This is a genomic window from Citrobacter sp. RHBSTW-00524 (assembly GCF_013747755.1).
Lineage (GTDB): Bacteria > Pseudomonadota > Gammaproteobacteria > Enterobacterales > Enterobacteriaceae > Citrobacter > Citrobacter braakii.
Genome location: NZ_CP056421.1, coordinates 5,163,479 through 5,188,186 on the forward strand (window position 1 = coordinate 5,163,479; position 24,708 = coordinate 5,188,186).

A 24,708-nucleotide genomic window follows, 5' to 3' on the forward strand; every position below is an offset into this window, starting at 1 on the left:
ACGGAGGTCTCGGTCTGCTGTCTAGTGCTTTTTTAAAATAAATTATCGTTTGGTCATGGTTTGTGCGTTTTGTCGCTTATTCCTGCAATTTTTGGGCTGTGCCATGACGATTCAGGCCAAAAACCTTATAAATGAGCGTCACGGCCAGTAAGAAGATAATGCCAACAAACAGCGACATTCGGGTATCTTCATTAAAGTACATGCCGATTAATACGCAAATCAGGAACGCCATCGTCAAATAGTTCGCCCACGGGAACAGAATCGAGCGGAAAGGATGACTGGCGATCGCCGCTTTATGCGCCTGACGGAAACGTATCTGGCTTATCAGGATCACAAACCACGGCACCATCCCCGGCAGCACGCTGGCGCTATAGACATAAACGAACACACGCTGCGGGTTGGGAATGATGTAGTTCAGGCACGAACCAACCAGCAGGATCGCGATAGAAATAGCCACGCCGGCAACCGGCACGCCCTGGCGAGAAACTTTTCCAACGGCGGCAGGTAACTGGCGATTCTTTGCCAGCGCGTAAAGCATACGCCCACAACTGTACATCCCACTGTTACAGCCCGACAGCGCCGCCGTCAGGACCACAAAGTTAATAATCCCTGCCGCGGCGGTAATACCAATCTTGGCAAAGGTCAAAACAAACGGGCTACCGTTACTGCCAATCTCATTCCACGGGAAAATAGTGACGATAACAAAAATCGCACCGACGTAGAAAATCAGAATACGCCACAGCACTTTCCCTACTGCACTACGCAGCGTGACCTGCGGATTCTTCGCTTCACCCGCAGTAATGCCGATCAGCTCCACACCCTGGTAAGAAGCCACGACAATACACAATGCCGTCAGGAAGCCCTTCCAACCACCAGCAAAGAAGCCGCCATGCTCAGTCAGGTTGCCAAAGCCGATCGCCTGACCGCCATTGCCAAAACCGAAGAAAATCACCCCTAATCCAATGACGATCATCACAATGATGGTGGTCACTTTAATCATGGCAAACCAGAACTCAATTTCACCATACAGGCGAACCGCGGCGAGATTTGCCAACGCAACCAGTCCGACAGCAATCAGTGCGGGTATCCATTGTGCCATTTCCGGGAACCAGAACTGGACGTACACCCCGATGGCGGTAATCTCTGATATCCCCACCGCCATCCACATAAACCAGTATGACCAGGCGGTGAGATAACCAAAGAAGGGGCTCATGTAACGATGGGCGTAAACAGCAAATGAACCGGCAACCGGCTCGAGGAATAACATCTCCCCCATAGAACGCATAATGAAAAAGACGAACAGCCCGGCGACGATGTATGCCAGCAGAACCGAAGGTCCCGCCCATTTCAGGGTACTGGCGGCCCCCATAAATAGCCCGACGCCAATTGTCCCCCCAAGGGCAATTAATTCGATGTGACGAGCCTCCAGCCCACGCTGTAGCTCAGGTTTGTTCTCGGCCATAAATCCTCTTGTTGTGTTTGCATACTGTCCGGTATTACCGGTTCTCGTTATGGGTACATCTTGTTATGCCATAACAGGCCATACGGCACCGACCGCTTAACGGTTGGCGTCAAAAACACCACGGCACTGCAATGATTGTTGCGAATGGTTTCCTAAAATCGCTTAAATGGCAATTAAAGCATTCAAAAAATAAATAGATTGTGCGAGAAAGCAGCGATTATGTTGTGAATAAGTAGCGTAATTAGCAGACCACGCTACTTATCAAAGGAGGGAGGGCGTCAGAGGTTGCCGGTATAGTGCCAGCGGAGATAGCGTAATAAGCGAAGTTGACGAGTGATACGGCTTGGCTGCGACAATAAGCGATACAGCCACTCCAGCCCCAGACTCTGCCAGATTCGCGGCGCACGCTTAACGTGACCGGTAAAGACGTCGTAGGTACCACCCACGCCCATATACAGCGCTTCAGGGTGAATCTTCCGGCAGTCACGCATAAAGATCTCTTGTTTCGGCGAGCCCATCGCCACCGTCACAATCTGCGCACCGCTGGCGTGGATACGTTCAAACAACGCCTGCCGCTGGTCCGGGGTAAAATAACCGTCCTGACTGCCTACAATGTTCACGCGCCACTGGGCACGCAGTTTGGCTTCCGTTTGCGCCAGAACTTCAGGCTTGCCACCAATCAGGAAGACAGGCGTTCCTTCCTGCCCGGCTCGCGCCATAAGTGCTTCCCAAAGATCAGCCCCTGCCACGCGTGAAACCTGCGCCTGCGGGAATTTTTTGCGCACTGAGCGCACCACGCTAATCCCATCCGCATATTTGAACTCAGCGGCGTTGATCAGATCCCGCACTTCAGGGTTATCTTCTGCCGTCAGCATCTTCTCGGCGTTGATTGCCACCAGCGTTCCAGGCCTGAGATGCCCCTCGGCAAACAGGTAATTTAGCGCATGCTGCATATCGCGCCAGCCAATCAATTGTAGCCCGCGCAGCGAGTAGAGTGGCGCAGTTGTGTTATCTGTCATTACGATCCTTCAATCTGTGTCCGGGGCAGCGATTTGATTCGTTTATGGATGAGTCCCGCACTATCGAATAGCCAAAACAGCAGTTTTGCCACCAGCAGACACATGCCGAAAATCACGAGGAAAAAGACCACTCGCGAGACAAACGAATCCAGCCCTTCACGTGCCAACACGATCATATTGAAAATAGCGCCAAAACAGAAACTGTGCAGAATCGCCGCCTTGTAGCGATTGGTTTCGCGGTTGCCTAACTCATACAGCCAGTCAAACCACTTGATGATGAGTCCAACGACAATCGCGCCTAACGGGATAAACAGCGTCCCGCCCATCACCACCAGTGAACCAATTAACGTCGGCGAAATCGCCAGACCTGAGTGGTTGTTCAACACTTCCCAGGTAAAGTAGTTCGCTGAGTTGAGGACAATACTCGGCCGCCCAGGCCAAAGCCAGGAAGGGATAAAGACGTAGAAGTCACGGACAATCGGCGCCAGCCCCTGAAACTCAATATTGTGGTAATTTTGCAGCAACAGCGCCAGATTCTCCCACGGCGAGAAGGTGTCCCGCGTGAGGTACAGGAAAGTATAAAACGCCTCGTCGCCGCTAACGTTCATCCCATAACGCTTCAGCGCCAGCCAGAACATCCCGACGATACCCAGCACGCCCGCGGCGGCCAGCATCCACAGCGAAATCCAGCCGCGAATGATGCCGATAAACAAGAAGATGGCAAACGCAATGATGATATTGGCGCGCGTCCCGCCAACAATCATATAGGTCAGCAAACCAAACGCGACGGTACTCACCAGGAAGAATAACCACGCTTTGCTGTCCTGACGCAGGAAATAGACCACCAGCATTGCCGGAATGAAGAAGTAGAAGAAACGCTTCAGAGCGACGCCAGAGACTTCACTGGAAAAGATTTGGCTGTAGGATTGCAGTCTGAACAGCAGGAATCCGTTGTGCATAAAGAAGACGCCCACGCTCACCAATGCAATCGCCATCAGGATAACCCAGGTCAAATGCGCTTCAACGCGATTGATGGTAAATAGCGGCCTGCGTGGCTTATCCTCGACTCGCTTGCGAAGGCGTGTTTTATACGTCACGTAGTAGACGGCATAGAAACAGGCGGCTGACAGCAAGGCCTGCAGCAGGATCTCCGGCGGAGCCACTGCCACATCAAAACGGAACACCAGTATGCTGGTCAACGGGAACCCGAAGAAGAACGTCAGCAAAAACAGCAGTGAGAAGAAAACATTGAAGTTAAAACGCACGCGGCGGAATTCAAACCAGGTCAGCGTGGCGATAAACAAGGTGGAGAGCAGCCATACCACCAGCAGACCGCTAAATTGCATCAGGCTCATACGGTTTCTCCTGAAGCAATACGCAGCGCGTTGTGCCACGGCTGCAGATAATTCGGGCTAAAGAAGGTGATTGTATTTTTATCTACCGATGCCAACTGGCGCTGCGCTTCGCGTACGACGCCTTCATTAATCTCATCAGTGGTAAATAACACCGGGAGATTCTGTTCCACCATATCCTGCCAGAAGGGATTTTCACGGTTGAGCACGCACGGGATACCGGCCTGAATCAGTAAACACAGGGTACCGATCCCCTGCTGACGGGCAAAAATAAAGTAACCCAAATCACACTGACGTAATAATGTCAGATAGGCATCAAATTCCAGCTTTTCACTTAAAATTTGCAGATTCTCAGCGCTAAACAATGCCAGGCCGGCCTGACGAACCTCGTCGATATAAGCCGCATTATTGGCGGGGTACCCCATCGGTACAATCACATTCACCGTGTCGCCGAACTGCTGATGGACGGCGCGTAGCGCGGCAATATGCTCATTGCTGCGATCGCCAGAGTTGCCAACCAGCACCGTCATCTTGCCGCTGCGCTGACACGCGTTGCTCATATTATTGAGCGAGGGATCCATCCGCGTTGGGAAATAGAGCAACTCGCCACGCACGCGCGGATGCTGTTCGGCGAAATAGCTCAAATCACCCCGCGTGGCAAATACGCAGCCCACGCGGTTCTGCGCCATACGGCGAATGGGGTAAAACAGGCGAAATTTCAGTCCACTGGAGACTTCATATAAATCCGCGCCCCAGATATGCCAGTAAAACTGCTCCGGTTTAATTCCCCCGCTCAGCAGCGCTAACCACAGGCTGGTGTTGAACTGACCGTGGAAGAAAAAACGCTGTTGGCGATCCGCTTTTGCTTTCGCGATAACAGCTTCAGCCAGCGCCTTTTTCCCACCATAGAAGCTTAGCGATAACGCCGGGCAGTTCTCACTGAATCCGGCATCCTGACCTGCAACCATAAACGTGCGCGCGTGCTCGCTCGTCGCGGCCAGCGAGTCGTTGAAAAACCGCAGCACGGTTTGGTTATGGTGAGGGATATCCGATCCCAGAACGTGAATCAGTACAGTCATACCCGCCTACGCCAGAGTAAAAACACGCCACAACAAAGAGAGAAATAGACAATGTACGTTGCCATGTAAGCCTGTGCCGCGCCCAGCGCACCATGTGCAGGGATCAGCCAATGGGCAAACGCCGTCAATAACATGAACTGGCTAATTTCTGCCAAGATATAAAACCGCAGCGACGCTTTCGCGATCACCAGATAACCGAAAACATAGGCGCCGACTTTCAGCACATCACCGACCAGTTGCCAGGCGAACAGGTCGCGCATGGCGGTGAATTTAGCGGAGAAAAGCAGCCAGATAGCAAAATCGCGCAGTAGCCAGACGGTAAAGCTTGCGGCAGCAACCGCCAGCAGCACGAATTTCAACGACTTGATCACTTCGCGTGTAATGTCGCGCTTTTCAGTCAAACGCGACAACGTCGGCAGCAAGTAAACGCTGAATGAGGCGGTGATGAATTGCAGATAAGCATCGGAGATACTGCTCACCCCCTGCCAGATCCCCACATCATCCCAGCTGTACTGCGCCGCCAACAGGTTTCGCATCATCACGTATGCCACTGGCAGCGTTACGGAGGTAATCAGCGCCATCAGCGTAAACTTGCTTAACTGCCCTGCCAGACCGTTATCCCATGAAGGTTTCAGGTAATGCAGGGGGATAGTCCCACGCTTAATCAGCATTATAGCGGCAGGGATAACGACCAGCGCAGGTACCAGCGCCAGGCCCAGCAAGGCGCCTTCATACCCTCCCAGGCGATAACAGCCATAATAAGCCGCTACGCCCACCAGGCTCCCCACAATCAACGACAGCGCGTTACCCGCCGCATCGCGGAAGCCCTTCATCAGCGCCAGCAGCAGGTTCGCCCAGGCAATGCCCATCTGCACCAGCGCAACCAGTCGAACCAGCCCCTGATAATGAGTATGACCAAATAATCCCTGACTGATAGGTGCGGCCGCCAGCAAAAAAATCACCGCCATCAGCGTAGAGAATCCCAGCACCATCGCGGAAGAGGTACCGACCACCTTACGGAGCCGGGCCGGATCGTCATGATGCTGCGCAACGTATTTCGTGACGCCATTGAAAATGCCGGCCCCCGCCAACACGCCAAGCACAGTGACCATCTGGCGGAAGTTACCCGCCAGCCCCACGCCTGCCGGTCCAAACGACACCGCCAGCAACTTCACAACCAGCAAACCTGCACCAATTTTTACCAGCGTACTGGCCGCCGTCCATAAGGACGCTTTTGCAAGCGACATATCAGGCGAAGTAGTTGAGTAAGGTCGTAATGACTGTTCGCTGGTTCACCGGCGACAGATTGTAGAACAGCGGTAAACGCAGCAGGCGTTCGCTCTCTTTGGTGGTGTAACGATCAACACCGGCAAACATGCCGAATTTATCGCCAGCCGGGCAATCATGCAGCGGGATATAGTGGAACACCGCCATAATTTCAGCTTCTTTCAGGAAGTTAATCAACGCCGTGCGATCGTCGATATCGCGCAGTTTGATGTAAAACATATGGGCATTCTGTACGCAACCCTCCGGTATCGAAGGCAGCTCAATACGCCCGGCACGCGCCAGCGGTTCCAGAGCATCGTAATACTTTTGCCACAGAGCCAGACGCTGCTGGTTAATACGATCAGCCGCTTCCAACTGCGCCCACAGATAAGCCGCCTGCAGATCGGACATCAAATAGCTGGAACCGATATCACGCCAGGTATACTTGTCTACCTGGCCGCGGAAAAACTGACTACGGTTAGTCCCTTTTTCACGGATGATTTCTGCACGCTCGACTAATTTTTTATCATTAATCAGCGTCGCTCCACCTTCCCCGCCTGCGGTATAGTTTTTGGTCTCATGGAAGCTAAAGCAGCCGATGTGACCAATCGTACCAAGCGCACGCCCCTTGTAGGTCGACATGACGCCCTGGGCAGCATCTTCCACCACATACAGGTTATGTTTAGTGGCCAGCCCCATGATGGTATCCATTTCGCAGGCCACGCCCGCGTAATGTACCGGCACAATAGCGCGGGTTTTATCGGTGATCGCCGCTTCAATCAGCGTTTCGTCAATGTTCATGGTATCCGGGCGGATATCAACAAAGACGATTTTCGCGCCGCGCAACACGAAGGCATTGGCCGTAGAGACAAACGTGTAGCTCGGCATAATGACTTCATCGCCAGGCTGGATGTCCAGCAACAATGCCGCCATCTCAAGCGATGCGGTGCAGGAAGGCGTCAGCAGCACTTTCTCGCTGCCAAAATGCTGCTCCAGCCACTGCTGACAGCGACGGGTAAAGCCACCGTCACCACACAGTTTGCCGCTATTCATCGCAGACTGCATGTAATCGAGTTCAGTTCCCACCACCGGCGGTGCATTAAATGTAATCATCGTGTCACCTGTATAACCAATACGCGGTGCTTTCCACATTCGCACCACTGTGTATATAACGTTTAAGCGCGGCGGTGTTACCCATTTGGGTCGCCACGCGCAATGTTGTTTTACCGCGGGCCTGTGCCCAACAAAGCGCGGCCTGCATCAGTTCTGCACCCGCACCACGCCCGGCCAGCAGGCCAATTCTCGCCTCGGTCGCATTCAGTTCACGCAGCGAGACATAGCCACGAATCTCACCAGTCGGTTTACGAAAAATGAGGCATTGATGATCAAACGTCCCCAGCACCGCGTTTTCAATCCACTGTGCGTAGAAACGCGCGCTGGCATCTTCGGCATACCACGGGGCGCGAAAACGGCTTTGCGCAAATGCCTGTCCTGCCAGATGGCGTAATACCGGGATATCCGTAGGTTGCGCGACCTGCGCACCGGGGTCGCCGCTGGCACACGTTACCGGCAGTACAAAATCGACTTCACCTTCTACCAGTGAGAAACCCAAATGCTGCAGAGCATCTAATTCATGGCTATTTGCGGCAAGTATTTTTGCTTGTACACGCGACCAGGGCAGCAACGCATCCGCAGTTAGAACCGGCGCGCGTTGGTCAAAACGGACAATGGCGCTATTCACGCCAAAGAACGTATTTTCCCAGCTAAGCGGCTCAATACTGGCGCGGACGAGCACGGAGCAGCTCCAGCAGGTATTGACCATAACCCGTTTTGGCCAGTGAACTGGCGGCACGCTTCACGCCTTCGTCATCCAGCCAACCGTTACGCCAGGCGATTTCTTCCAGACAGGCTATTTTAAAGCCCTGGCGTTTCTCCACCGTCTGCACAAAAGTGCTCGCTTCGATCAAACTGTCATGCGTACCGGTATCCAGCCAGGCAAAGCCACGCCCAAGCAATTCAACCGTCAGATGTCCGTCATCAAGATACATCTGGTTGATAGACGTAATCTCCAGCTCCCCACGCTCAGAAGGTTTCACGCGTTTCGCGTATTCCACCACTTTGCTGTCATAAAAATAGAGCCCTGTCACCGCCCAATTAGATTTCGGCGCTTTCGGCTTCTCTTCCAGAGAGACTGCGCGAAAATTGTCATCAAACTCAACAACACCAAAACGTTCAGGGTCCATGACCTGATAGCCAAACACCGTCGCACCTTGCGTTCTGGCGGCCACATGACGCAGTTTTGGACTGAATCCTTGACCAAAGAAGATGTTGTCCCCTAACACCAGGCACGATGGTTCACCGTTAAGAAACGTTTCACCGATAATAAAAGCCTGCGCTAATCCATCCGGGCTCGGTTGCTCAGCATAGTGCAGTTCAATGCCGAACTCAGATCCATCGCCCAGCAAACGCTGGAAATAGCCTTTATCTTCCGGAGTGGTGATAATCAGGATTTCGCGAATTCCCGCCAGCATCAGTACCGATAGCGGGTAGTAAATCATCGGCTTATCGTAAATGGGCAATAGTTGCTTCGATACGCCCCGCGTAATGGGATACAGGCGAGTACCTGAGCCACCCGCCAGAATGATACCTTTCATGCGTTGTCTCCTCCGCAAAACCAGGCTGTTAGCCCTTCAGACCTAAACGTTCGCCCTGGTAACTGCCATCCTGCACGGGTTTCCACCATGCCTGATTATCCAGATACCACTGCACGGTTTTGCGCATTCCACTTTCAAACGTTTCCTGCGGCATCCACCCGAGTTCACACGCAATTTTTGAAGCGTCAATGGCGTAACGCAAATCATGGCCTGGGCGATCGTCCACAAAAGCGATCAAGTCGCGGTACTGTGCGATGCCCTGCGGTTTATGCGGAGCCAGCTCTTCCAACAGGCTGCAAACCGTTTCGACAACATCCAGGTTTTTACGCTCGTTATGGCCACCAATATTATAGGTTTCCCCAACCGTGCCCGTCGTCGCCACGCAATAGAGCGCCCTGGCGTGATCTTCTACATACAACCAGTCACGGATCTGTTGACCATTGCCATATACCGGCAACGGTTTGCCCGCCAGTGCGTTGAGGATCATCAGCGGAATCAGTTTTTCCGGGAAATGGTACGGACCATAGTTATTGGAACAGTTGGTAATCAGCGTTGGCAGACCGTAGGTACGCAGCCAGGCGCGAACCAGATGATCGCTGCTGGCTTTCGACGCGGAATAAGGGCTGCTCGGCGCATACGGCGTGGTTTCGGTGAAGAAATCATCTGTGGAATGGAGATCGCCATACACCTCGTCAGTCGAGATATGGTGGAAACGAAACGCCAATTTTTCCTCACTGGCTAATGTACTCCAGTAAGCGCGCGCTGCTTCCAACAGCGTGTAGGTTCCCACAATGTTGGTTTCGATAAAGGCGGCCGGACCATCAATTGAACGATCGACATGGCTTTCTGCAGCCAGATGCATCACGCAGTCCGGCTGATATTGTTGAAACACCCTGTCGAGCGATGCCCGATCGCAAATATCCACTTTCTCAAAGGCAAAACGGGAATTCTGCGCAACCGGCTCCAGCGACATCAGGTTTCCGGCGTAGGTCAGCTTATCGACCACAACCACCGCATCCTCGGTATCATGAATGATATGTCGCACAACCGCCGAGCCGATAAATCCCGCTCCACCGGTAACCAGAATTCGTTTCATTAGCGCCAGACCCCTTTGGTATCAACGATGTACTGCTGTTGAACCGCATCGCCTTTGATGCCTTTAAATTCATTATGGTCAACCAACATGACCAACACATCAGCACGTGCCAGAGCATCGTCCAGCGTCGCCAGTTGGCAAATACCATCCAGTTTTTTCGGCAGTTGATGGATGTTCGGTTCCACCACCAGCATTTCGCCTTTGTGCCATTGCGCAATATTCTGCGCAATTCCCATCGCCGGGCTTTCACGCAAATCGTCAATATTGGGTTTGAATGCCAGACCAAAACAGGCAATTTTTACTTCGCTAGCCCGTTTGTTGGTATCCGCCAGACAGTCGGCTACGGCAGCCTTCACCCGATCGACCACCCAATGCGGTTTACCATCATTTACCTCGCGCGCGATGCGGATCAATTTCGCCTGCTGCGGGTTCTGCGCCACGATAAACCACGGATCGACCGCGATACAGTGTCCACCTACGCCAGGGCCGGGCTGCAAAATATTCACGCGTGGATGGCGGTTTGCCAGCCGAATCAGTTCCCAGACGTTGATCCCCTGATCGGCGCAAATCAGCGACAGTTCATTGGCGAAGGCGATATTGACATCGCGAAAGCTATTTTCCGTCAGCTTACACATTTCTGCGGTGCGGGCGTTGGTTACCACACATTCGCCTTCGAGAAAGATGTTGTACAGCTCGCTGGCGCGCGCGGAACAGACGGAGGTCATTCCTCCAATCACCCGATCGTTTTTAATCAGTTCGACCATTACCTGACCAGGCAGTACGCGCTCTGGGCAATAAGCAATGTTAACGTCCGCCTGTTCACCGACCTGCTGCGGGAAAGTCAGGTCAGCCCGCATTTCTGCAAGCCATGCGGCCATCTGTTCAGTTGCCCCGACAGGTGAAGTGGATTCCAGAATCACCAATGCGCCTTTTTTCAAAACTGGCGCAATAGATTTCGCCGCGGCTTCTACGTAGACCATATCGGGTTCATGATCTCCCTTGAACGGGGTAGGCACCGCAATCAGATACGCATCAGCATCTACGGGTGTCGCGCTCGCACGTAAAAACCCATTTTCGACCGCCGTTTTCACCACCGCACCCAGATCGGGCTCAACGATGTGAATTTCACCGCGATTAATGGTATCCACCGCATGTTGATTTATATCTACGCCAATTACGTGTTTTTGACGGGAAGCAAAGGCAGCCGCCGTTGGCAGTCCGATATAACCCAGCCCAATGACAGAAATGGTCGTAAAACTCATAGCGATATCCGATTATTTTTTAATGCATCTAAAATGCGGTCACATGCCAGCCCGTCTCCATACGGATTATGGGCGCGGCTCATGATCTGATATTCATTGTCGTCATGCAGCAAACGCGTGACTTCTTCAACAATCCGCAGTGGGTCTGTACCTACCAGGCGTACAGTCCCTGCGGTAATAGCTTCCGGGCGCTCCGTTGTTTCACGCATTACCAGCACAGGTTTCCCCAGAGACGGCGCTTCTTCCTGAATCCCGCCGGAATCAGTAAGGATCAGCCAGGCGTGATTCATCAGCCATACGAATGGCAGGTAGTCCTGCGGTTCAATCAACACCACGTTTTCAACGTGACCCAGGATGCGATTGACCGGCTCACTGACGTTAGGGTTCAGGTGTACCGGATAGACAATCTGCACATTTTGGTTAGACGCGGCTATTTCCGCCAGGGCGTGACAGATTTGCTCAAAACCGCGACCGAAGCTTTCCCGACGATGACCGGTCACCAGTATCATCTTTTTATCAGAGCTCAGGAAAGGATAACGTTCTGCCAGTTCAGCACGCAATGCATCGCTCGCCAGTACGCGATCACGAACCCAGATCAACGCGTCAATAACCGTATTACCCGTGACGAAAATACGATCATCAGGGATAGCTTCTCGTAACAGATTTTGGCGCGAATTTTCTGTTGGGGCAAAATGATACATTGCCAGACGCCCGGTCAGCGTACGATTAGCCTCTTCCGGCCATGGTGAATAGAGATCGCCTGTACGTAAACCTGCCTCTACATGCCCCACCGGGATGCGCTGATAGAACGCGGCCAGACTGGTAGAAATCGTGGTTGTGGTATCACCATGAACCAACACCACATCGGGTTTGAATTCAGCCAAAATAGGCTTTAACCCTTCCAGGATGCGGCAGGTTATTTCTGTTAGTCCCTGACCTGGCTGCATAATATTGAGATCGTAGTCAGGTACAATGGAAAAAAGATTCAACACCTGATCGAGCATCTCCCGATGCTGCGCCGTAACGCAAACTTTCGCCTCAAAATCAGGATCTTTTTCCAGCGCATGAACCAGAGGAGCCATCTTAATGGCCTCCGGTCGCGTACCAAATACAGTCAGTACTTTCACATCGATTCTCTTCGGATTGGCAGTGAGAGCCCAGCCCCTCACTGCAACGGCATTGCTAAATCGTATGGCGACGGGTTAACGCGACACCAGCACCGATCAGAGCCCCAACGATACCCCACATAATCATCAGGAAGGCGCGACGAGGGCTGTCACGTTTTACCGGCTCTTCCGGCGTTCTCAAATAACGATAGGTCTGAAAACGCGGATCTAAAGTTGGTCCAACGTTCAGGGTGTTCAGCATTGCCCTGTTCTGGAAATAGTCCAGATCGAAATCCGGACCAATTGACTGCAGATTCTCAAGTCGCGCCTGCAACATAGGGCGTCCGAGTAAGAACAATTCTGAATCCGGCAATTCATCAGCTGGAACATCAGTGGAAGTACGCGAAATATTATGCTGTTCGGCAATCTTAAGCGCTTGTTCAATGCTGTGGACGCGGCGAGAGAAAATGGATTTTGCCACTTCTTCCTGACGTTTGACCTGCGCTTTCATCTGCACAGTGCGTGCGGCCCATGCGCCTTTTAACTCATCGTTCAGATGACGTGCCGCGCGTTGGCTGGCAAACGCGACGTACTGGCGCAGCAAATTGTTGGCATCAGGAGCCGTCTCGGCAATCAGCTTCACGCTGTCATTGGTATTACGCAGCGTATCGCCAGGCAAAAACTGAATGTTATTGATCAGTTCATCCAGCATCGCCGCATCGGCTTTGCTATTACCGACCATACGCTGCTTATAGTAATCAGTCTGCTGCCAGAATTCTCGGCGTGTATCCCAGGAGGCAAGCTGCATAATGAATTCTTTATAGGCCTCATCCATTACTGACGGTTGGTCCGTGGACGCGAGACTGGCCTTAATATCCAGGTTGCGTAAAAACTGTTGTTGAGAGTAAAAGCCACCCAACATATTGACCGTTGGCCTGTCAGTAATCGCCGTGGCACTCCACTCCTGACGCGCAAAAAACGTATAGGCGAGGGCCGCTATCGCGAAGGCGAGAGCCATACCGACGATCCACACCTTCCCTGACCACAAGGTACGAAACAACCCACGGATATCCAGTTCATTTTCAGCGCTCACGGCATCTTCCCCCGGTAATGGTTGTCTCATCGTACCCTCAATTTATTTGGTTAAGTCTGGTTTACTTTCACGGTTTCTACGCAACTTGCGCTTCAAACGTTTGATAAATCTCGCTACCTTCCAGGCCCGTTTAATACAGATGTCGTACAAGACAAACGCCAGTAAAAAAAACACCAACATCACCCACTCCGGGACAATGCGAGAATATTCAGCCAGCACGCCAATAGATGCCAGAATAGCTGCAGCCAGGGTAATCAGGACAAAAGCCTGTCGGGAGGTAAATCCGGCGCGCATGATTAAATGGTGAATATGTTGGCGATCCGGGGAGAAAGGGCTCATGCCCTTACGTAAGCGACGATACATAATTGCCACCATATCCATTAACGGAATGGCAATAATCCACAAAGCGGTGACCGGGCTGATAGGATGCGTTGGCCCCTGGGTAGTCTCCAGCAGGATCCAAATCACCGTAAAGCCAATCAGCGTACTGCCCGCATCCCCCATAAAAACTTTATAGCGGCGTCCGAGAATACCCAGATTCAGCAGGATGTAAGGCAGAATGGCGGCGATCATGGCAAAACACCAGATGGCCAGGCTTGTTTGCCCGTCGAACCACAGGATAAGCCCCATAGCGGCGAATGACACGCTAGATAATCCACCCAACAGACCATCAATCCCATCCACCATATTGAAGGCGTTTATTGCCGCCCAGACGGCAAACAGGGTAAGGAAATATCCAAAAGGACCGAGCACCATCTCCCAAGGGCCGAAAATATAGCCAAGGCTTAGCAGATAGAGTTTACCCACCGTCATCATAATGATGCCGATAAGGGCCTGGATGGTTGCGCGGATTTTTACACTGATATCAAAACGATCGTCCAGGGCACCGATAAACACCAGTACACCAGCACAACCCAGGTAGAGAGTAGCATGCGGGATATAGTAATCGGCGATAAGAAACGTAAAGCAAATGCCTGCGTAAACCGAAATCCCTCCAACCAGCGGAATCAGTCCCTGATGACGTTTGCGGAAGTTGGGTTTATCCACCAATCCAATCTTTTTCGCGACCTTGCGGGCAAAGAAAAGAAACAGCGTTGTGAATAAAAAAATACTGATGAGATCAGTACTTGCTGTCAATAAATTCACTATACATGCTCTCAGAGAATATCAATACACGAAGTATAACCACCCAGCCAATTATTCAGAAGAGAAACCCGACTCAATATCAGGTGGTTCTATATGATTAGCAACCACAAAATACGAATTTCAACCCTTCTTCGCCATGCGGTATGTCATACCGTATTATCGTTATTGTGTCGTTAAGATTACAGCCACAAAAGCAAAACGCCACGTAAAAACGTGGCGTTTTCGGATGAGACCTGAATTACGAACGCTTCATCATATCGAAGAAGTCGTCGTTAGTCTTGGTCATCGCCAGCTTGTTAATGAGGAATTCCATGGCATCAATCTCACCCATCGGATGGATGATTTTGCGCAGGATCCACATTTTCTGCAGCTCTTCCTGGGTGGTGAGCAGCTCTTCTTTACGGGTACCGGAACGGTTGTAGTCGATAGCCGGGAAGACGCGTTTTTCAGCAATCTTACGAGAGAGATGCAGTTCCATGTTGCCGGTACCTTTAAACTCTTCGTAGATAACTTCATCCATTTTAGAGCCGGTATCGATCAGCGCAGTCGCGATGATGGTCAGGCTACCGCCCTCTTCCACGTTACGCGCCGCACCGAAGAAACGCTTCGGACGATGCAAGGCGTTGGCATCAACACCACCGGTCAGAACTTTACCGGAAGCCGGAACCACGGTGTTGTAAGCACGCGCCAGACGGGTGATGGAATCGAGCAGAATGATAACGTCTTTCTTGTGTTCAACCAGACGTTTCGCCTTCTCGATAACCATTTCCGCAACCTGAACGTGGCGGGAGGCTGGTTCGTCAAAGGTAGACGCAACCACTTCACCTTTCACCAGACGCTGCATCTCGGTAACTTCTTCCGGACGTTCGTCAATCAGCAGCACCATCAGCACGCAGTCCGGATGGTTGTAAGCAATGCTCTGCGCGATGTTCTGCAGCAGCATGGTTTTACCTGCTTTCGGCGGAGCAACAATCAGACCACGTTGGCCACGACCGATCGGTGATGCCAGATCCAGTACACGCGCCGTTAAGTCTTCAGTAGAACCGTTACCACGTTCCATACGCAGACGAGAGTTTGCGTGCAGCGGTGTTAAGTTCTCAAAGAGGATTTTGTTACGGGCGTTTTCTGGTTTGTCGTAGTTAACTTCGTTAACTTTCAACAGCGCAAAGTAGCGTTCACCTTCTTTCGGCGGGCGAATCTTACCAGAGATGGTATCACCAGTGCGGAGGTTGAAACGGCGGATTTGGCTGGGAGAAACGTAGATGTCATCAGGACCGGCGAGGTAGGAGCTGTCTGCAGAGCGGAGGAAACCAAATCCATCCTGCAATATCTCCAGCACACCGTCACCAAAGATATCTTCGCCACTCTTTGCGTGCTGCTTCAGGATGGCAAAAATAATGTCCTGCTTGCGCATACGAGCCAGGTTTTCAAGGCCCATATTTTCGCCGAGAGTGATCAGCTCAGAAACCGGCGTATTCTTTAATTCGGTAAGATTCATAATGGTGTGAGTTCTTAAACTTGGGGTAAATCTCGAACTTAATGTTGTGAATGGTATGGCAGGGTCATCCATGCCTGTTTACGGCCATCAACTCATGTCTGTTCGCTGTCTGGTCACAGGAAAGTACGCAGAACTGAAACGACAAGACGGATTGAGTGACAAGCCAGGAATCTGTCCACTTCTCGCGCGAGAAACAACGGGAAGTATTGGATATAACTAGATTCAAACTTAATAAGGTATGTTTAATACGAAGTCAACACTAACTTAGCACGACTCAAGTCGGGCGTCCAGTCATCCGAATCATTTCGAAGTATGGTCGCCCGATCATGAGACTTCCTTACGCTAAATTAGCGTCGAGGAATTCTTTCAACTGACCTTTGGATAGTGCGCCGACTTTAGTCGCCGCAACTTCGCCGTTTTTAAACAGCAGCAGGGTCGGGATGCCACGGATACCATACTTCGGCGCGGTGCCTGGGTTTTGGTCAATGTTCAGTTTAGCAACCGTCAATTTGCCCTGATATTCGTCAGCGATTTCATCCAGAATTGGAGCGATCATTTTGCACGGACCGCACCACTCTGCCCAGAAATCAACGAGGATAGCTCCGTCCGCTTTGAGTACATCCGTGTCAAAACTGTCGTCAGTCAGGTGAATAATTTTATCGCTCATATTAACTCCACAGGAATAAGCCTGGTGCGTTGGTGTACTCTTAATCAACGACGTGTTGATGTAGCATTAACCAACTAAAGGTTGACTTTATTTCACCGGATACGCTTTCGTAAAGCAATAGTAAGCTGATATTCTACCACACTATGAGCAAAACACATTTAACAGAACAGAAGTTTTCCGACTTCGCCCTGCACCAAAAGGTGATAGAAGCCCTTGAAAATAAAGGCTTTCATAACTGCACGCCCATTCAGGCCCTCGCGCTGCCGCTAACGCTGGCAGGTCGTGATGTTGCAGGGCAGGCGCAAACCGGTACCGGAAAAACGATGGCGTTCCTGACGTCAACGTTTCATTATCTTCTCTCTCATCCCGCGATTGCCGATCGCAAGGTGAACCAACCGCGTGCGTTAATTATGGCACCAACGCGTGAGTTAGCCGTGCAGATCCACGCTGACGCCGAGCCGCTGGCACAGACCACCGGTTTGAAATTAGGCCTGGCTTATGGCGGCGACGGTTATGACAAACAGCTGAAAGTGCTGGAAAGCGGCGTCGATATTCTTATCGGCACGACCGGTCGTCTCATCGACTATGCAAAACAGAACCACATTAACCTGGGCGCGATTCAGGTCGTGGTGCTGGATGAAGCCGATCGTATGTACGATCTGGGTTTTATCAAAGATATCCGTTGGCTGTTCCGTCGTATGCCGCCAACCACCCAACGTCTGAACATGCTGTTTTCTGCAACCCTCTCTTACCGCGTTCGCGAACTGGCGTTCGAACAGATGAATAACGCCGAGTACGTTGAAGTCGAACCGGAACAAAAGACAGGTCACCGTATTAAAGAAGAGCTCTTCTATCCTTCCAACGAAGAGAAAATGCGTTTACTGCAAACGCTGATTGAAGAAGAGTGGCCAGATCGCGCCATCGTCTTTGCTAACACCAAGCATCGTTGTGAAGATATCTGGGGTAGTCTTGCCGCTGACGGTCATCGCGTCGGTCTGTTGACCGGTGACGTGGCGCAGAAAAAACGTCTGCGTATCCTTGATGAGTTCACCCGTGGCGATCTCGACATTCTCGTTGCGACGGATGTCGCCGCGCGTGGTCTGCATATCCCAGCCGTAACGCACGTATTTAACTATGACCTGCCGGATGACTGTGAAGATTACGTTCACCGTATCGGTCGTACCGGTCGCGCCGGAGCAAGCGGTCACTCTATCAGCCTGGCCTGTGAAGAATACGCGCTGAATTTACCAGCAATCGAGACCTATATCGGTCACTCGATCCCGGTAAGCAAGTACAACCCGGATGCGCTGATGACCGATCTGCCGAAGCCGTTACGCTTAACGCGTCCGCGCACAGGCAATGGCCCACGCCGTACCGGTGGTGCTCCGCGTAATCGTCGTCGTTCAGGTTAACGTAAGATATGCTCACAACCACTTCGCTGTACGCCGCAATTGATTTAGGCTCGAATAGTTTTCATATGCTGGTTGTACGCGAGGTGGCGGGAAGCATTCAGACGCTCACGCGTATTAAACGCAAGGTGCGTCTGGCCGCTGGCCTCAACAGCGACAACGTTCTTTCCGCTGAAGCTATGGAGCGCGGCTGGCAATGTCTGCGCCTGTTTGCTGAACGCCTGCAGGATATCCCTCAGCCACAAATCCGCGTGGTCGCCACGGCAACATTACGCATCGCGGTAAACGCCGATGAGTTTATCGCCAAAGCGCAAGAGATCCTCGGCTGTCCTGTCCAGGTCATCAGCGGCGAAGAAGAAGCGCGGCTGATTTATCAAGGTGTTGCCCACACCACCGGCGGCGCCGATCAGCGTCTGGTCGTTGATATTGGCGGAGCCAGCACTGAACTGGTTACCGGCTCCGGCGCGCAAACCACCTCTCTGTTCAGCCTGTCAATGGGCTGCGTCACCTGGCTCGAAAGATATTTCACCAATCGTAATCTGGCACAGGAAAACTTTGACGAAGCAGAGAAAGCGGCTCGCGAAGTTCTGCGCCCGGTCGCCGACAAACTGCGTTTTCATGGCTGGAAAGTTTGCGTTGGTGCCTCTGGTACCGTCCAGGCGTTACAGGAAATAATGATGGCGCAAGGCATGGATGAGCGCATTACGTTGGCCAAGCTTCAGCAGCTTAAACAGCGCGCCATTCATTGTGGTCGTCTGGAAGAGCTGGAAATAGAAGGGTTAACGCTGGAACGCGCACTGGTTTTTCCCAGCGGACTGGCCATTCTGATCGCCATTTTCACCGAACTGAATATTCAATGCATGACTCTGGCCGGCGGCGCACTACGCGAAGGTCTGGTCTACGGCATGCTGCACTTGCCGGTTGATCAGGACATTCGCAGCCGTACGCTGCGTAATATTCAGCGTCGATTTATGGTCGACACCGATCAGGCGAATCGTGTCACGCAATTGGCTGTACATTTACTCGAACAGGTGAAAGATGAGTGGCATCTTGAAGCCATTAGTCGTGAACTGCTGCAAAGTGCCTGTCAGTTGCATGAAATAGGACTGAGCGTAGAGTATAAGCAGGCGCCACTGCATGCCGCCTGGCTGGTACGTAATCTCGATCTCCCGGGCTTTACTCCCGCGCAGAAGAAACTGTTAGCCACGCTGTTGCTCAACCAAACTAATCCGGTCGATCTCTCTTCACTCCACCAGCAAAACGCTGTGCCACCACGCATCGCAGAGCACCTTTGCCGTTTGCTACGCCTGGCGATCATCTTCGCCGCTCGCCGTCGCGACGATTTAGTGCCACATATCACCCTGCAAGCTCAGGATGAGAATCTGACGTTAACGCTACCGGAAGGCTGGCTGGAACATCATCCATTAGGTACAGAGTTAATCGATCAGGAAATACAGTGGCAAAGCTATGTCCACTGGCCGCTGGAAGTGCATTAGATGCTGGCTGCCGGATAGCGCTTACGCTTATCCGGCCTACAAAATACCTATTTCTCTTTGGCTTTCGCCATCATTGCCCGAATGTTAGCAATGCTGGCCTGCCCTTTTTGCATCCGCTCCTCGGCACTCACCACTTTACGCTCCTGTTCCCAGATAACGTCATCTTGTGGTAGTTCCAACAGGAAACGGCTCGGTTCAGGTCGTACCAGTTCACCGTACTGACGGCGCTCTTTACACAACGTGAAGATAAGTTCTTTCTGCGCACGTGTAATTCCGACGTAAGCCAGACGACGCTCTTCGTCGATGTTATCTTCATCGATGCTGCTCTGGTGCGGCAAAAATCCTTCTTCCATTCCCACCATAAATACGTACGGGAACTCCAGTCCTTTTGAAGCATGCAGCGTCATCAACTGCACCTGATCCAACTCTTCTTCGCTCTCTCCGCGCTCCATCATGTCGCGCAGGGTAAAGCGGGTAACGACCTGAGTCAGGGTCATTGGCTCTTCCAGCTCACTACCTTCCAGCATCTCCGTCATCCAGCTGAACAGCGTGTTGACGTTTTTCATACGCATTTCGGCCGCTTTCGGGCTCGGCGAGGTTTCATACAGCCAGGATTCGTAATCAATGCCGTGGATCAGATCGCGTACGGCGGCAACCGGCTCGCGCTCCGCCAGACGTTGAATTTCACCCAGCCAGTGCGTAAAGCGGGTCAGAGAATCATATCCGCGCCCGGTTAGCGTCTGGCTAAGTCCCATATCAAAGCTAGCGGTAAACAGGCTTTTATTACGCGTCATCGCCCATTCCCCCAGCTTTTGCAGCGTGGCCGGACCGATTTCACGCTTTGGCGTATTTACGATGCGCAAAAATGCACTGTCATCATCCGGGTTGCTGAGCACGCGCAGATAGGCCAGCAGATCTTTAATCTCCGGACGCGAGAAGAACGACGTCCCGCCGGAAATTTTGTATGGGATGCGGTTCTGCATCAGAAACTTTTCGAACACTCGCGACTGATGATTACCGCGGTACAGGATGGCGTAGTCTTTATACTGCGTCTTGTTCACAAAGTGATGGGCAATCAGTTCCCCGGTCACGCGTTCCGCTTCGTGCTCTTCATTATTCGCACTCAAAACCTTCAGCTCAGCGCCGTAGCCCAGCTCAGAAAAGAGCCGTTTTTCAAAGACGTGTGGGTTGTTAGCAATAAGGATGTTCGCCGCCTTCAGGATACGCCCTGATGAACGATAGTTTTGCTCCAGCTTCACCACCTGCAGCGCCGGAAAATCTTTGCTTAACAGTACCAGGTTCTGCGGACGTGCACCGCGCCAGGAGTAGATCGACTGATCGTCATCACCCACGACGGTAAAGCGCGCGCGTTTCCCCACCAGCAACTTCACCAACTCGTACTGGCTGGTGTTGGTATCCTGATATTCATCCACCAGCAGGTAGCGGATTCGGTTTTGCCAACGCTCACGTACTTCTTCATTGCGCTGCAACAGCAGCGTGGGGAGCAGGATCAGATCGTCAAAATCGAGGACGTTACACGCCTTCATATGCGCGTCATACAGACCATAGCAGTGGGCAAAAATACGATCGCGTTCACCCTTTGCACTGGCTGCCGCCTGCGCTGGGGTCATCAGATCGTTTTTCCAGTTAGAGATCGTTGAAATCAACTGTTGAAGGATAAGTTTATCGTCTTCAATTAGCCCTTCGGTCAATTCCTTAAGCAGGGCCACCTGGTCAGTATCATCAAATAACGAGAAGTTCGACTTCATCCCTAGCGCGGCGTATTCACGCTTAATGACATCCAGTCCCAGAGTGTGGAAAGTAGAGATCATCAACCCGCGCGCTTCTTTACGACCCAACGTTTGCGCCACACGCTCTTTCATCTCGCGCGCAGCCTTATTGGTAAAGGTTACTGCCGCAATATGTCGTGCCTGATAGCCACATTCACGGATCAGATGTGCGATTTTGTTAGTGATAACACGCGTCTTACCGGAACCCGCTCCCGCCAGCACCAGGCAAGGTCCGGTGACGAATTCGACGGCTTGTTGTTGTCCGGGGTTCAAACGCATAGAGGATTGCTCAATCTGTAAACACGGGGATGTGGATTGTAGCAGAAAGTGACGCCAGGGGGATCGGTCATAGCCCATCGTCGAAGACCATGGATTACATGCTACTATTGCGCCCTGATTTATCACTCAACTCAGAGCACATACCATGGCAAAAACAGCATCAGCAGTGCATATCCTTGTTAAAGAAGAGAAACTGGCTCTCGATCTTCTGGAACAAATCAAAAATGGCGCCGATTTTGGTAAACTGGCGAAGAAACACTCTATCTGCCCGTCGGGCAAACGCGGCGGCGATTTAGGCGAATTCCGTCAGGGCCAGATGGTTCCGGCGTTTGATAAAGTGGTGTTCTCCTGCCCGGTGCTGGAGCCAACCGGCCCACTGCACACTCAGTTCGGTTACCACATCATTAAAGTGCTGTACCGTAACTAATAGAAAGCCCGGTGTGTTCAAACACCGGGCTTTTTTTGCCGAATGGCAGCCTCTTAGCCAGCTACAGCAATACGTTTCATATCAGTCATATAGCCACGCAGTTTCTGGCCAACTTTCTCGATAGCATGGCCACGAATAGCATCGTTCACGTCGCGCAGCTGCGCGTTGTCTACCGCACCTTCGGCAATGGCTTTGCCCAGATCTCCGGTTTGCAGGGTGGTCATGAACTCTTTCAGCAGCGGTACACACGCGTAAGAGAACAGGTAGTTACCGTATTCTGCGGTATCGGAAATGACTACGTTCATTTCGTACAGACGCTTACGGGCGATGGTGTTCGCGATCAGCGGCAGTTCGTGCAGTGATTCGTAGTAAGCAGACTCTTCGATGATGCCGGAATCCACCATGGTTTCAAACGCCAGCTCAACGCCAGCCTTCACCATCGCGATCATCAGCACGCCTTTATCGAAGTACTCCTGCTCGCCAATTTTACCTTCAAACTGCGGCGCGGTTTCGAACGCGGTTTTGCCGGTCTCTTCACGCCAGGTCAGCAGTTTCTTATCGTCGTTGGCCCAGTCAGCCATCATGCCTGAAGAGAATTCGCCGGAGATGATGTCATCCATGTGTTTCTGGAACAGCGGCGCCATGATCTCTTTCAGCTGTTCGGACAGCGCATAAGCACGCAGTTTCGCTGGGTTAGACAGACGATCCATCATCAGGGTGATACCGCCCTGCTTCAGCGCTTCGGTGATGGTTTCCCAGCCGAACTGAATCAGTTTTTCGGCGTAAGCCGGGTCAGTACCCTCTTCCACCAGCTTGTCGAAGCACAGCAGAGAGCCAGCCTGCAGCATACCGCACAGGATTGTCTGCTCGCCCATCAGGTCAGATTTCACTTCCGCAACGAAGGACGATTCCAGCACGCCTGCACGGTGACCGCCAGTGGCCGCAGCCCATGCTTTGGCAATCGCCATGCCTTCGCCTTTCGGATCGTTTTCCGGGTGAACGGCGATCAGGGTTGGAACACCAAAACCACGTTTGTACTCTTCACGCACTTCGGTACCCGGACACTTCGGCGCAACCATCACCACAGTGATATCTTTACGGATCTGCTCGCCCACTTCGACGATGTTGAAACCGTGGGAGTAGCCCAGCGCCGCGCCGTCTTTCATCAGCGGCTGTACGGAACGTACAACGTCGGAGTGCTGTTTGTCCGGGGTCAGGTTAACCACCAGATCTGCCTGCGGGATCAGCTCTTCGTAGGTACCTACTTTGAAGCCATTTTCGGTCGCTTTGCGCCAGGAAGCGCGCTTCTCAGCAATCGCTTCTTTACGCAGGGCGTAGGAGATATCCAGACCGGAGTCGCGCATGTTCAGGCCTTGGTTAAGCCCCTGAGCACCGCACCCGACGATGACCACTTTTTTACCCTGAAGGTAGCTTGCGCCATCGGCGAATTCGTCGCGACCCATAAAGCGACATTTGCCCAGCTGCGCCAGCTGCTGACGCAGGTTCAGTGTATTAAAGTAGTTAGCCATGGTGATACCTCGTGATGTTGTACTGTCTTATTGTTCGGTTCGCGTTTCAGCGAGAATGAACCCACATTACAACAGGAAATTTATTGCGGAAATTGATATATTCACAACATCACATTGCAATATCTGCAACGTAGAAAATCGGAGGCTCGTCCGTGGATTTACGCGATCTGAAAATGTTCCTGCATCTGGCGGAAAGCCGCCACTTTGGCCGCAGTGCGCGGGCGATGCACGTCAGCCCCTCCACACTCTCACGCCAGATCCAACGGCTGGAAGAAGATCTCGGCCAGGCGCTGTTTGTGCGCGATAACCGTACGGTCACGCTGACCGAAGCAGGCGAAGAGCTGCGAGTATTTGCCCAGCAGACGCTGTTGCAGTATCAACAATTGCGCCACACCCTCGATCAGCAGGGACCGTCGTTGTCGGGCGAGCTGCATATCTTCTGCTCGGTTACCGCCGCCTACAGCCACCTGCCGCCAATTCTCGACCGCTTTCGCGCCGAGCACCCCTCGGTTGAAATTAAGCTCACCACCGGCGATGCCGCTGACGCAATGGACAAAGTGGTCACCGGAGAGGCCGATCTGGCAATAGCAGGTAAGCCGGAGACGCTGCCCGGCGCAGTAGCATTCTCGATGCTGGAGAATTTAACGGTAGTGTTGATCGCACCAGCATTGCCTTGCCCGGTGCGAAACCAAGTTTCGGTCGATAAGCCGGACTGGTCGACGGTGCCGTTTATCATGGCCGACCAGGGGCCGGTACGCCGCCGCATCGAACTGTGGTTCCGCCGTCACAAAATCAGCAACCCATCGATTTACGCCACGGTCGGGGGGCACGAAGCGATGGTCTCGATGGTGGCGCTGGGCTGCGGCGTGGCGTTGCTGCCGGAAGTGGTGCTGGAAAACAGCCCGGAGCCGGTACGTAATCGCGTGATGATTTTAGAACGCAGCGACGAAAAAACACCGTTCGAGCTGGGCGTTTGCGCGCCGAAAAAACGGCTGCATGAGCCGCTGATCGACGCGTTCTGGAAGATTGTTCTGGAGCGCAAATCCGCCGAGTAGCACCAGCGTCAGGCCTAAAATCA

General features: G+C 52.4%; 22 protein-coding genes. 4 read left to right on the forward strand and 18 right to left on the reverse strand.

Annotation, left to right across the window (positions count from 1 at the left end):
• Nucleotides 1-76: 76 nt before the first annotated feature.
• The 16 genes from HV229_RS24730 to trxA form a co-directional block, all read right to left on the reverse strand.
• Nucleotides 77-1,462, reverse strand: coding sequence for an amino acid permease (locus tag HV229_RS24730; RefSeq protein WP_016155119.1), 1,386 nt, complete (start codon nt 1,460-1,462; stop codon nt 77-79).
• A 278-nt stretch (nt 1,463-1,740) separates the two neighbouring features.
• Complete coding sequence (gene wecG / locus HV229_RS24735) at nt 1,741-2,481, reverse strand: lipopolysaccharide N-acetylmannosaminouronosyltransferase (RefSeq protein WP_065554886.1); 741 nt, start codon at nt 2,479-2,481, stop codon at nt 1,741-1,743.
• Nucleotides 2,481-3,836, reverse strand: coding sequence for an ECA oligosaccharide polymerase (gene wzyE / locus HV229_RS24740; RefSeq protein WP_181546598.1), 1,356 nt, complete (start codon nt 3,834-3,836; stop codon nt 2,481-2,483). The genes wecG and wzyE overlap by 1 nt, the downstream gene beginning before the upstream one ends.
• Nucleotides 3,833-4,912, reverse strand: coding sequence for a TDP-N-acetylfucosamine:lipid II N-acetylfucosaminyltransferase (locus tag HV229_RS24745; RefSeq protein ID WP_181546600.1), 1,080 nt, complete (start codon nt 4,910-4,912; stop codon nt 3,833-3,835). Before HV229_RS24745 ends, wzyE begins: the two co-directional genes overlap by 4 nt.
• Nucleotides 4,909-6,159, reverse strand: a complete 1,251-nt coding sequence (wzxE, locus tag HV229_RS24750) for a lipid III flippase WzxE (protein ID WP_181546602.1) — start codon at nt 6,157-6,159, stop codon at nt 4,909-4,911. The genes HV229_RS24745 and wzxE overlap by 4 nt, the downstream gene beginning before the upstream one ends.
• Before the next feature lies 1 nt (nt 6,160).
• Nucleotides 6,161-7,291: a dTDP-4-amino-4,6-dideoxygalactose transaminase gene (rffA, locus tag HV229_RS24755; protein ID WP_181546604.1), complete on the reverse strand. Its 1,131-nt coding sequence runs from the start codon at nt 7,289-7,291 to the stop codon at nt 6,161-6,163.
• Nucleotides 7,292-7,295: 4 nt separating this feature from the next.
• The gene (gene rffC / locus HV229_RS24760; protein ID WP_047358754.1) at nt 7,296-7,973 is read right to left on the reverse strand and encodes a dTDP-4-amino-4,6-dideoxy-D-galactose acyltransferase; all 678 of its coding nucleotides are present in this window, start codon (nt 7,971-7,973) and stop codon (nt 7,296-7,298) included.
• Entirely contained in the window at nt 7,951-8,832 is an 882-nt protein-coding gene (gene rfbA / locus HV229_RS24765; protein ID WP_016155112.1) for a glucose-1-phosphate thymidylyltransferase RfbA, read from the reverse strand. Before rfbA ends, rffC begins: the two co-directional genes overlap by 23 nt.
• 28 nt (nt 8,833-8,860) lie before the next feature.
• Nucleotides 8,861-9,928, reverse strand: coding sequence for a dTDP-glucose 4,6-dehydratase (rffG, locus tag HV229_RS24770; protein ID WP_115191181.1), 1,068 nt, complete (start codon nt 9,926-9,928; stop codon nt 8,861-8,863).
• On the reverse strand, nt 9,928-11,190 hold the full coding sequence (wecC, locus tag HV229_RS24775) for a UDP-N-acetyl-D-mannosamine dehydrogenase (protein ID WP_181546606.1): 1,263 nt from the start codon (nt 11,188-11,190) through the stop codon (nt 9,928-9,930). The genes rffG and wecC overlap by 1 nt, the downstream gene beginning before the upstream one ends.
• The gene (wecB, locus tag HV229_RS24780; RefSeq protein WP_181546608.1) at nt 11,187-12,317 is read right to left on the reverse strand and encodes a UDP-N-acetylglucosamine 2-epimerase (non-hydrolyzing); all 1,131 of its coding nucleotides are present in this window, start codon (nt 12,315-12,317) and stop codon (nt 11,187-11,189) included. The genes wecC and wecB overlap by 4 nt, the downstream gene beginning before the upstream one ends.
• Nucleotides 12,318-12,372: 55 nt before the next feature.
• Nucleotides 12,373-13,419, reverse strand: coding sequence for an ECA polysaccharide chain length modulation protein (wzzE, locus tag HV229_RS24785; protein WP_151223084.1), 1,047 nt, complete (start codon nt 13,417-13,419; stop codon nt 12,373-12,375).
• Nucleotides 13,420-13,431: 12 nt separating this feature from the next.
• Entirely contained in the window at nt 13,432-14,535 is a 1,104-nt protein-coding gene (gene wecA / locus HV229_RS24790; protein ID WP_053389656.1) for a UDP-N-acetylglucosamine--undecaprenyl-phosphate N-acetylglucosaminephosphotransferase, read from the reverse strand.
• A gap of 238 nt (nt 14,536-14,773) precedes the next feature.
• On the reverse strand, nt 14,774-16,033 hold the full coding sequence (gene rho, locus HV229_RS24795; protein ID WP_002437993.1) for a transcription termination factor Rho: 1,260 nt from the start codon (nt 16,031-16,033) through the stop codon (nt 14,774-14,776).
• An 87-nt stretch (nt 16,034-16,120) separates the two neighbouring features.
• Nucleotides 16,121-16,240: a rho operon leader peptide gene (locus HV229_RS24800; protein WP_049259789.1), complete on the reverse strand. Its 120-nt coding sequence runs from the start codon at nt 16,238-16,240 to the stop codon at nt 16,121-16,123.
• Between the two features lie 130 nt (nt 16,241-16,370).
• A complete protein-coding gene (trxA, locus tag HV229_RS24805) occupies nt 16,371-16,700 on the reverse strand; it encodes a thioredoxin TrxA (RefSeq protein WP_001280776.1) in 330 nt (109 codons plus the stop codon).
• 143 nt (nt 16,701-16,843) lie between these two features.
• Here trxA and rhlB point away from each other — a divergent pair, with 143 nt between their 5' ends.
• Nucleotides 16,844-18,112, forward strand: a complete 1,269-nt coding sequence (gene rhlB, locus HV229_RS24810; RefSeq protein ID WP_149691802.1) for an ATP-dependent RNA helicase RhlB — start codon at nt 16,844-16,846, stop codon at nt 18,110-18,112.
• An 8-nt stretch (nt 18,113-18,120) separates the two neighbouring features.
• Nucleotides 18,121-19,605 (forward strand): guanosine-5'-triphosphate,3'-diphosphate diphosphatase, encoded by a 1,485-nt coding sequence (gppA, locus tag HV229_RS24815; protein WP_016157837.1) that lies wholly within the window; start codon nt 18,121-18,123, stop codon nt 19,603-19,605.
• 47 nt (nt 19,606-19,652) lie between these two features.
• Here gppA and rep read toward each other — a convergent pair whose 3' ends face one another.
• Nucleotides 19,653-21,674: a DNA helicase Rep gene (gene rep / locus HV229_RS24820; protein WP_016157836.1), complete on the reverse strand. Its 2,022-nt coding sequence runs from the start codon at nt 21,672-21,674 to the stop codon at nt 19,653-19,655.
• Nucleotides 21,675-21,819: 145 nt separating this feature from the next.
• Here rep and ppiC point away from each other — a divergent pair, with 145 nt between their 5' ends.
• Nucleotides 21,820-22,101 (forward strand): peptidylprolyl isomerase PpiC, encoded by a 282-nt coding sequence (gene ppiC / locus HV229_RS24825; protein WP_016155104.1) that lies wholly within the window; start codon nt 21,820-21,822, stop codon nt 22,099-22,101.
• A gap of 53 nt (nt 22,102-22,154) precedes the next feature.
• Here ppiC and ilvC read toward each other — a convergent pair whose 3' ends face one another.
• Nucleotides 22,155-23,630: a ketol-acid reductoisomerase gene (gene ilvC / locus HV229_RS24830; protein WP_016157835.1), complete on the reverse strand. Its 1,476-nt coding sequence runs from the start codon at nt 23,628-23,630 to the stop codon at nt 22,155-22,157.
• A gap of 152 nt (nt 23,631-23,782) precedes the next feature.
• On the opposite strand from ilvC, the gene ilvY reads away from it, so the two are divergent.
• On the forward strand, nt 23,783-24,685 hold the full coding sequence (ilvY, locus tag HV229_RS24835; RefSeq protein ID WP_016155102.1) for an HTH-type transcriptional activator IlvY: 903 nt from the start codon (nt 23,783-23,785) through the stop codon (nt 24,683-24,685).
• Nucleotides 24,686-24,708 lie beyond the last annotated feature (23 nt).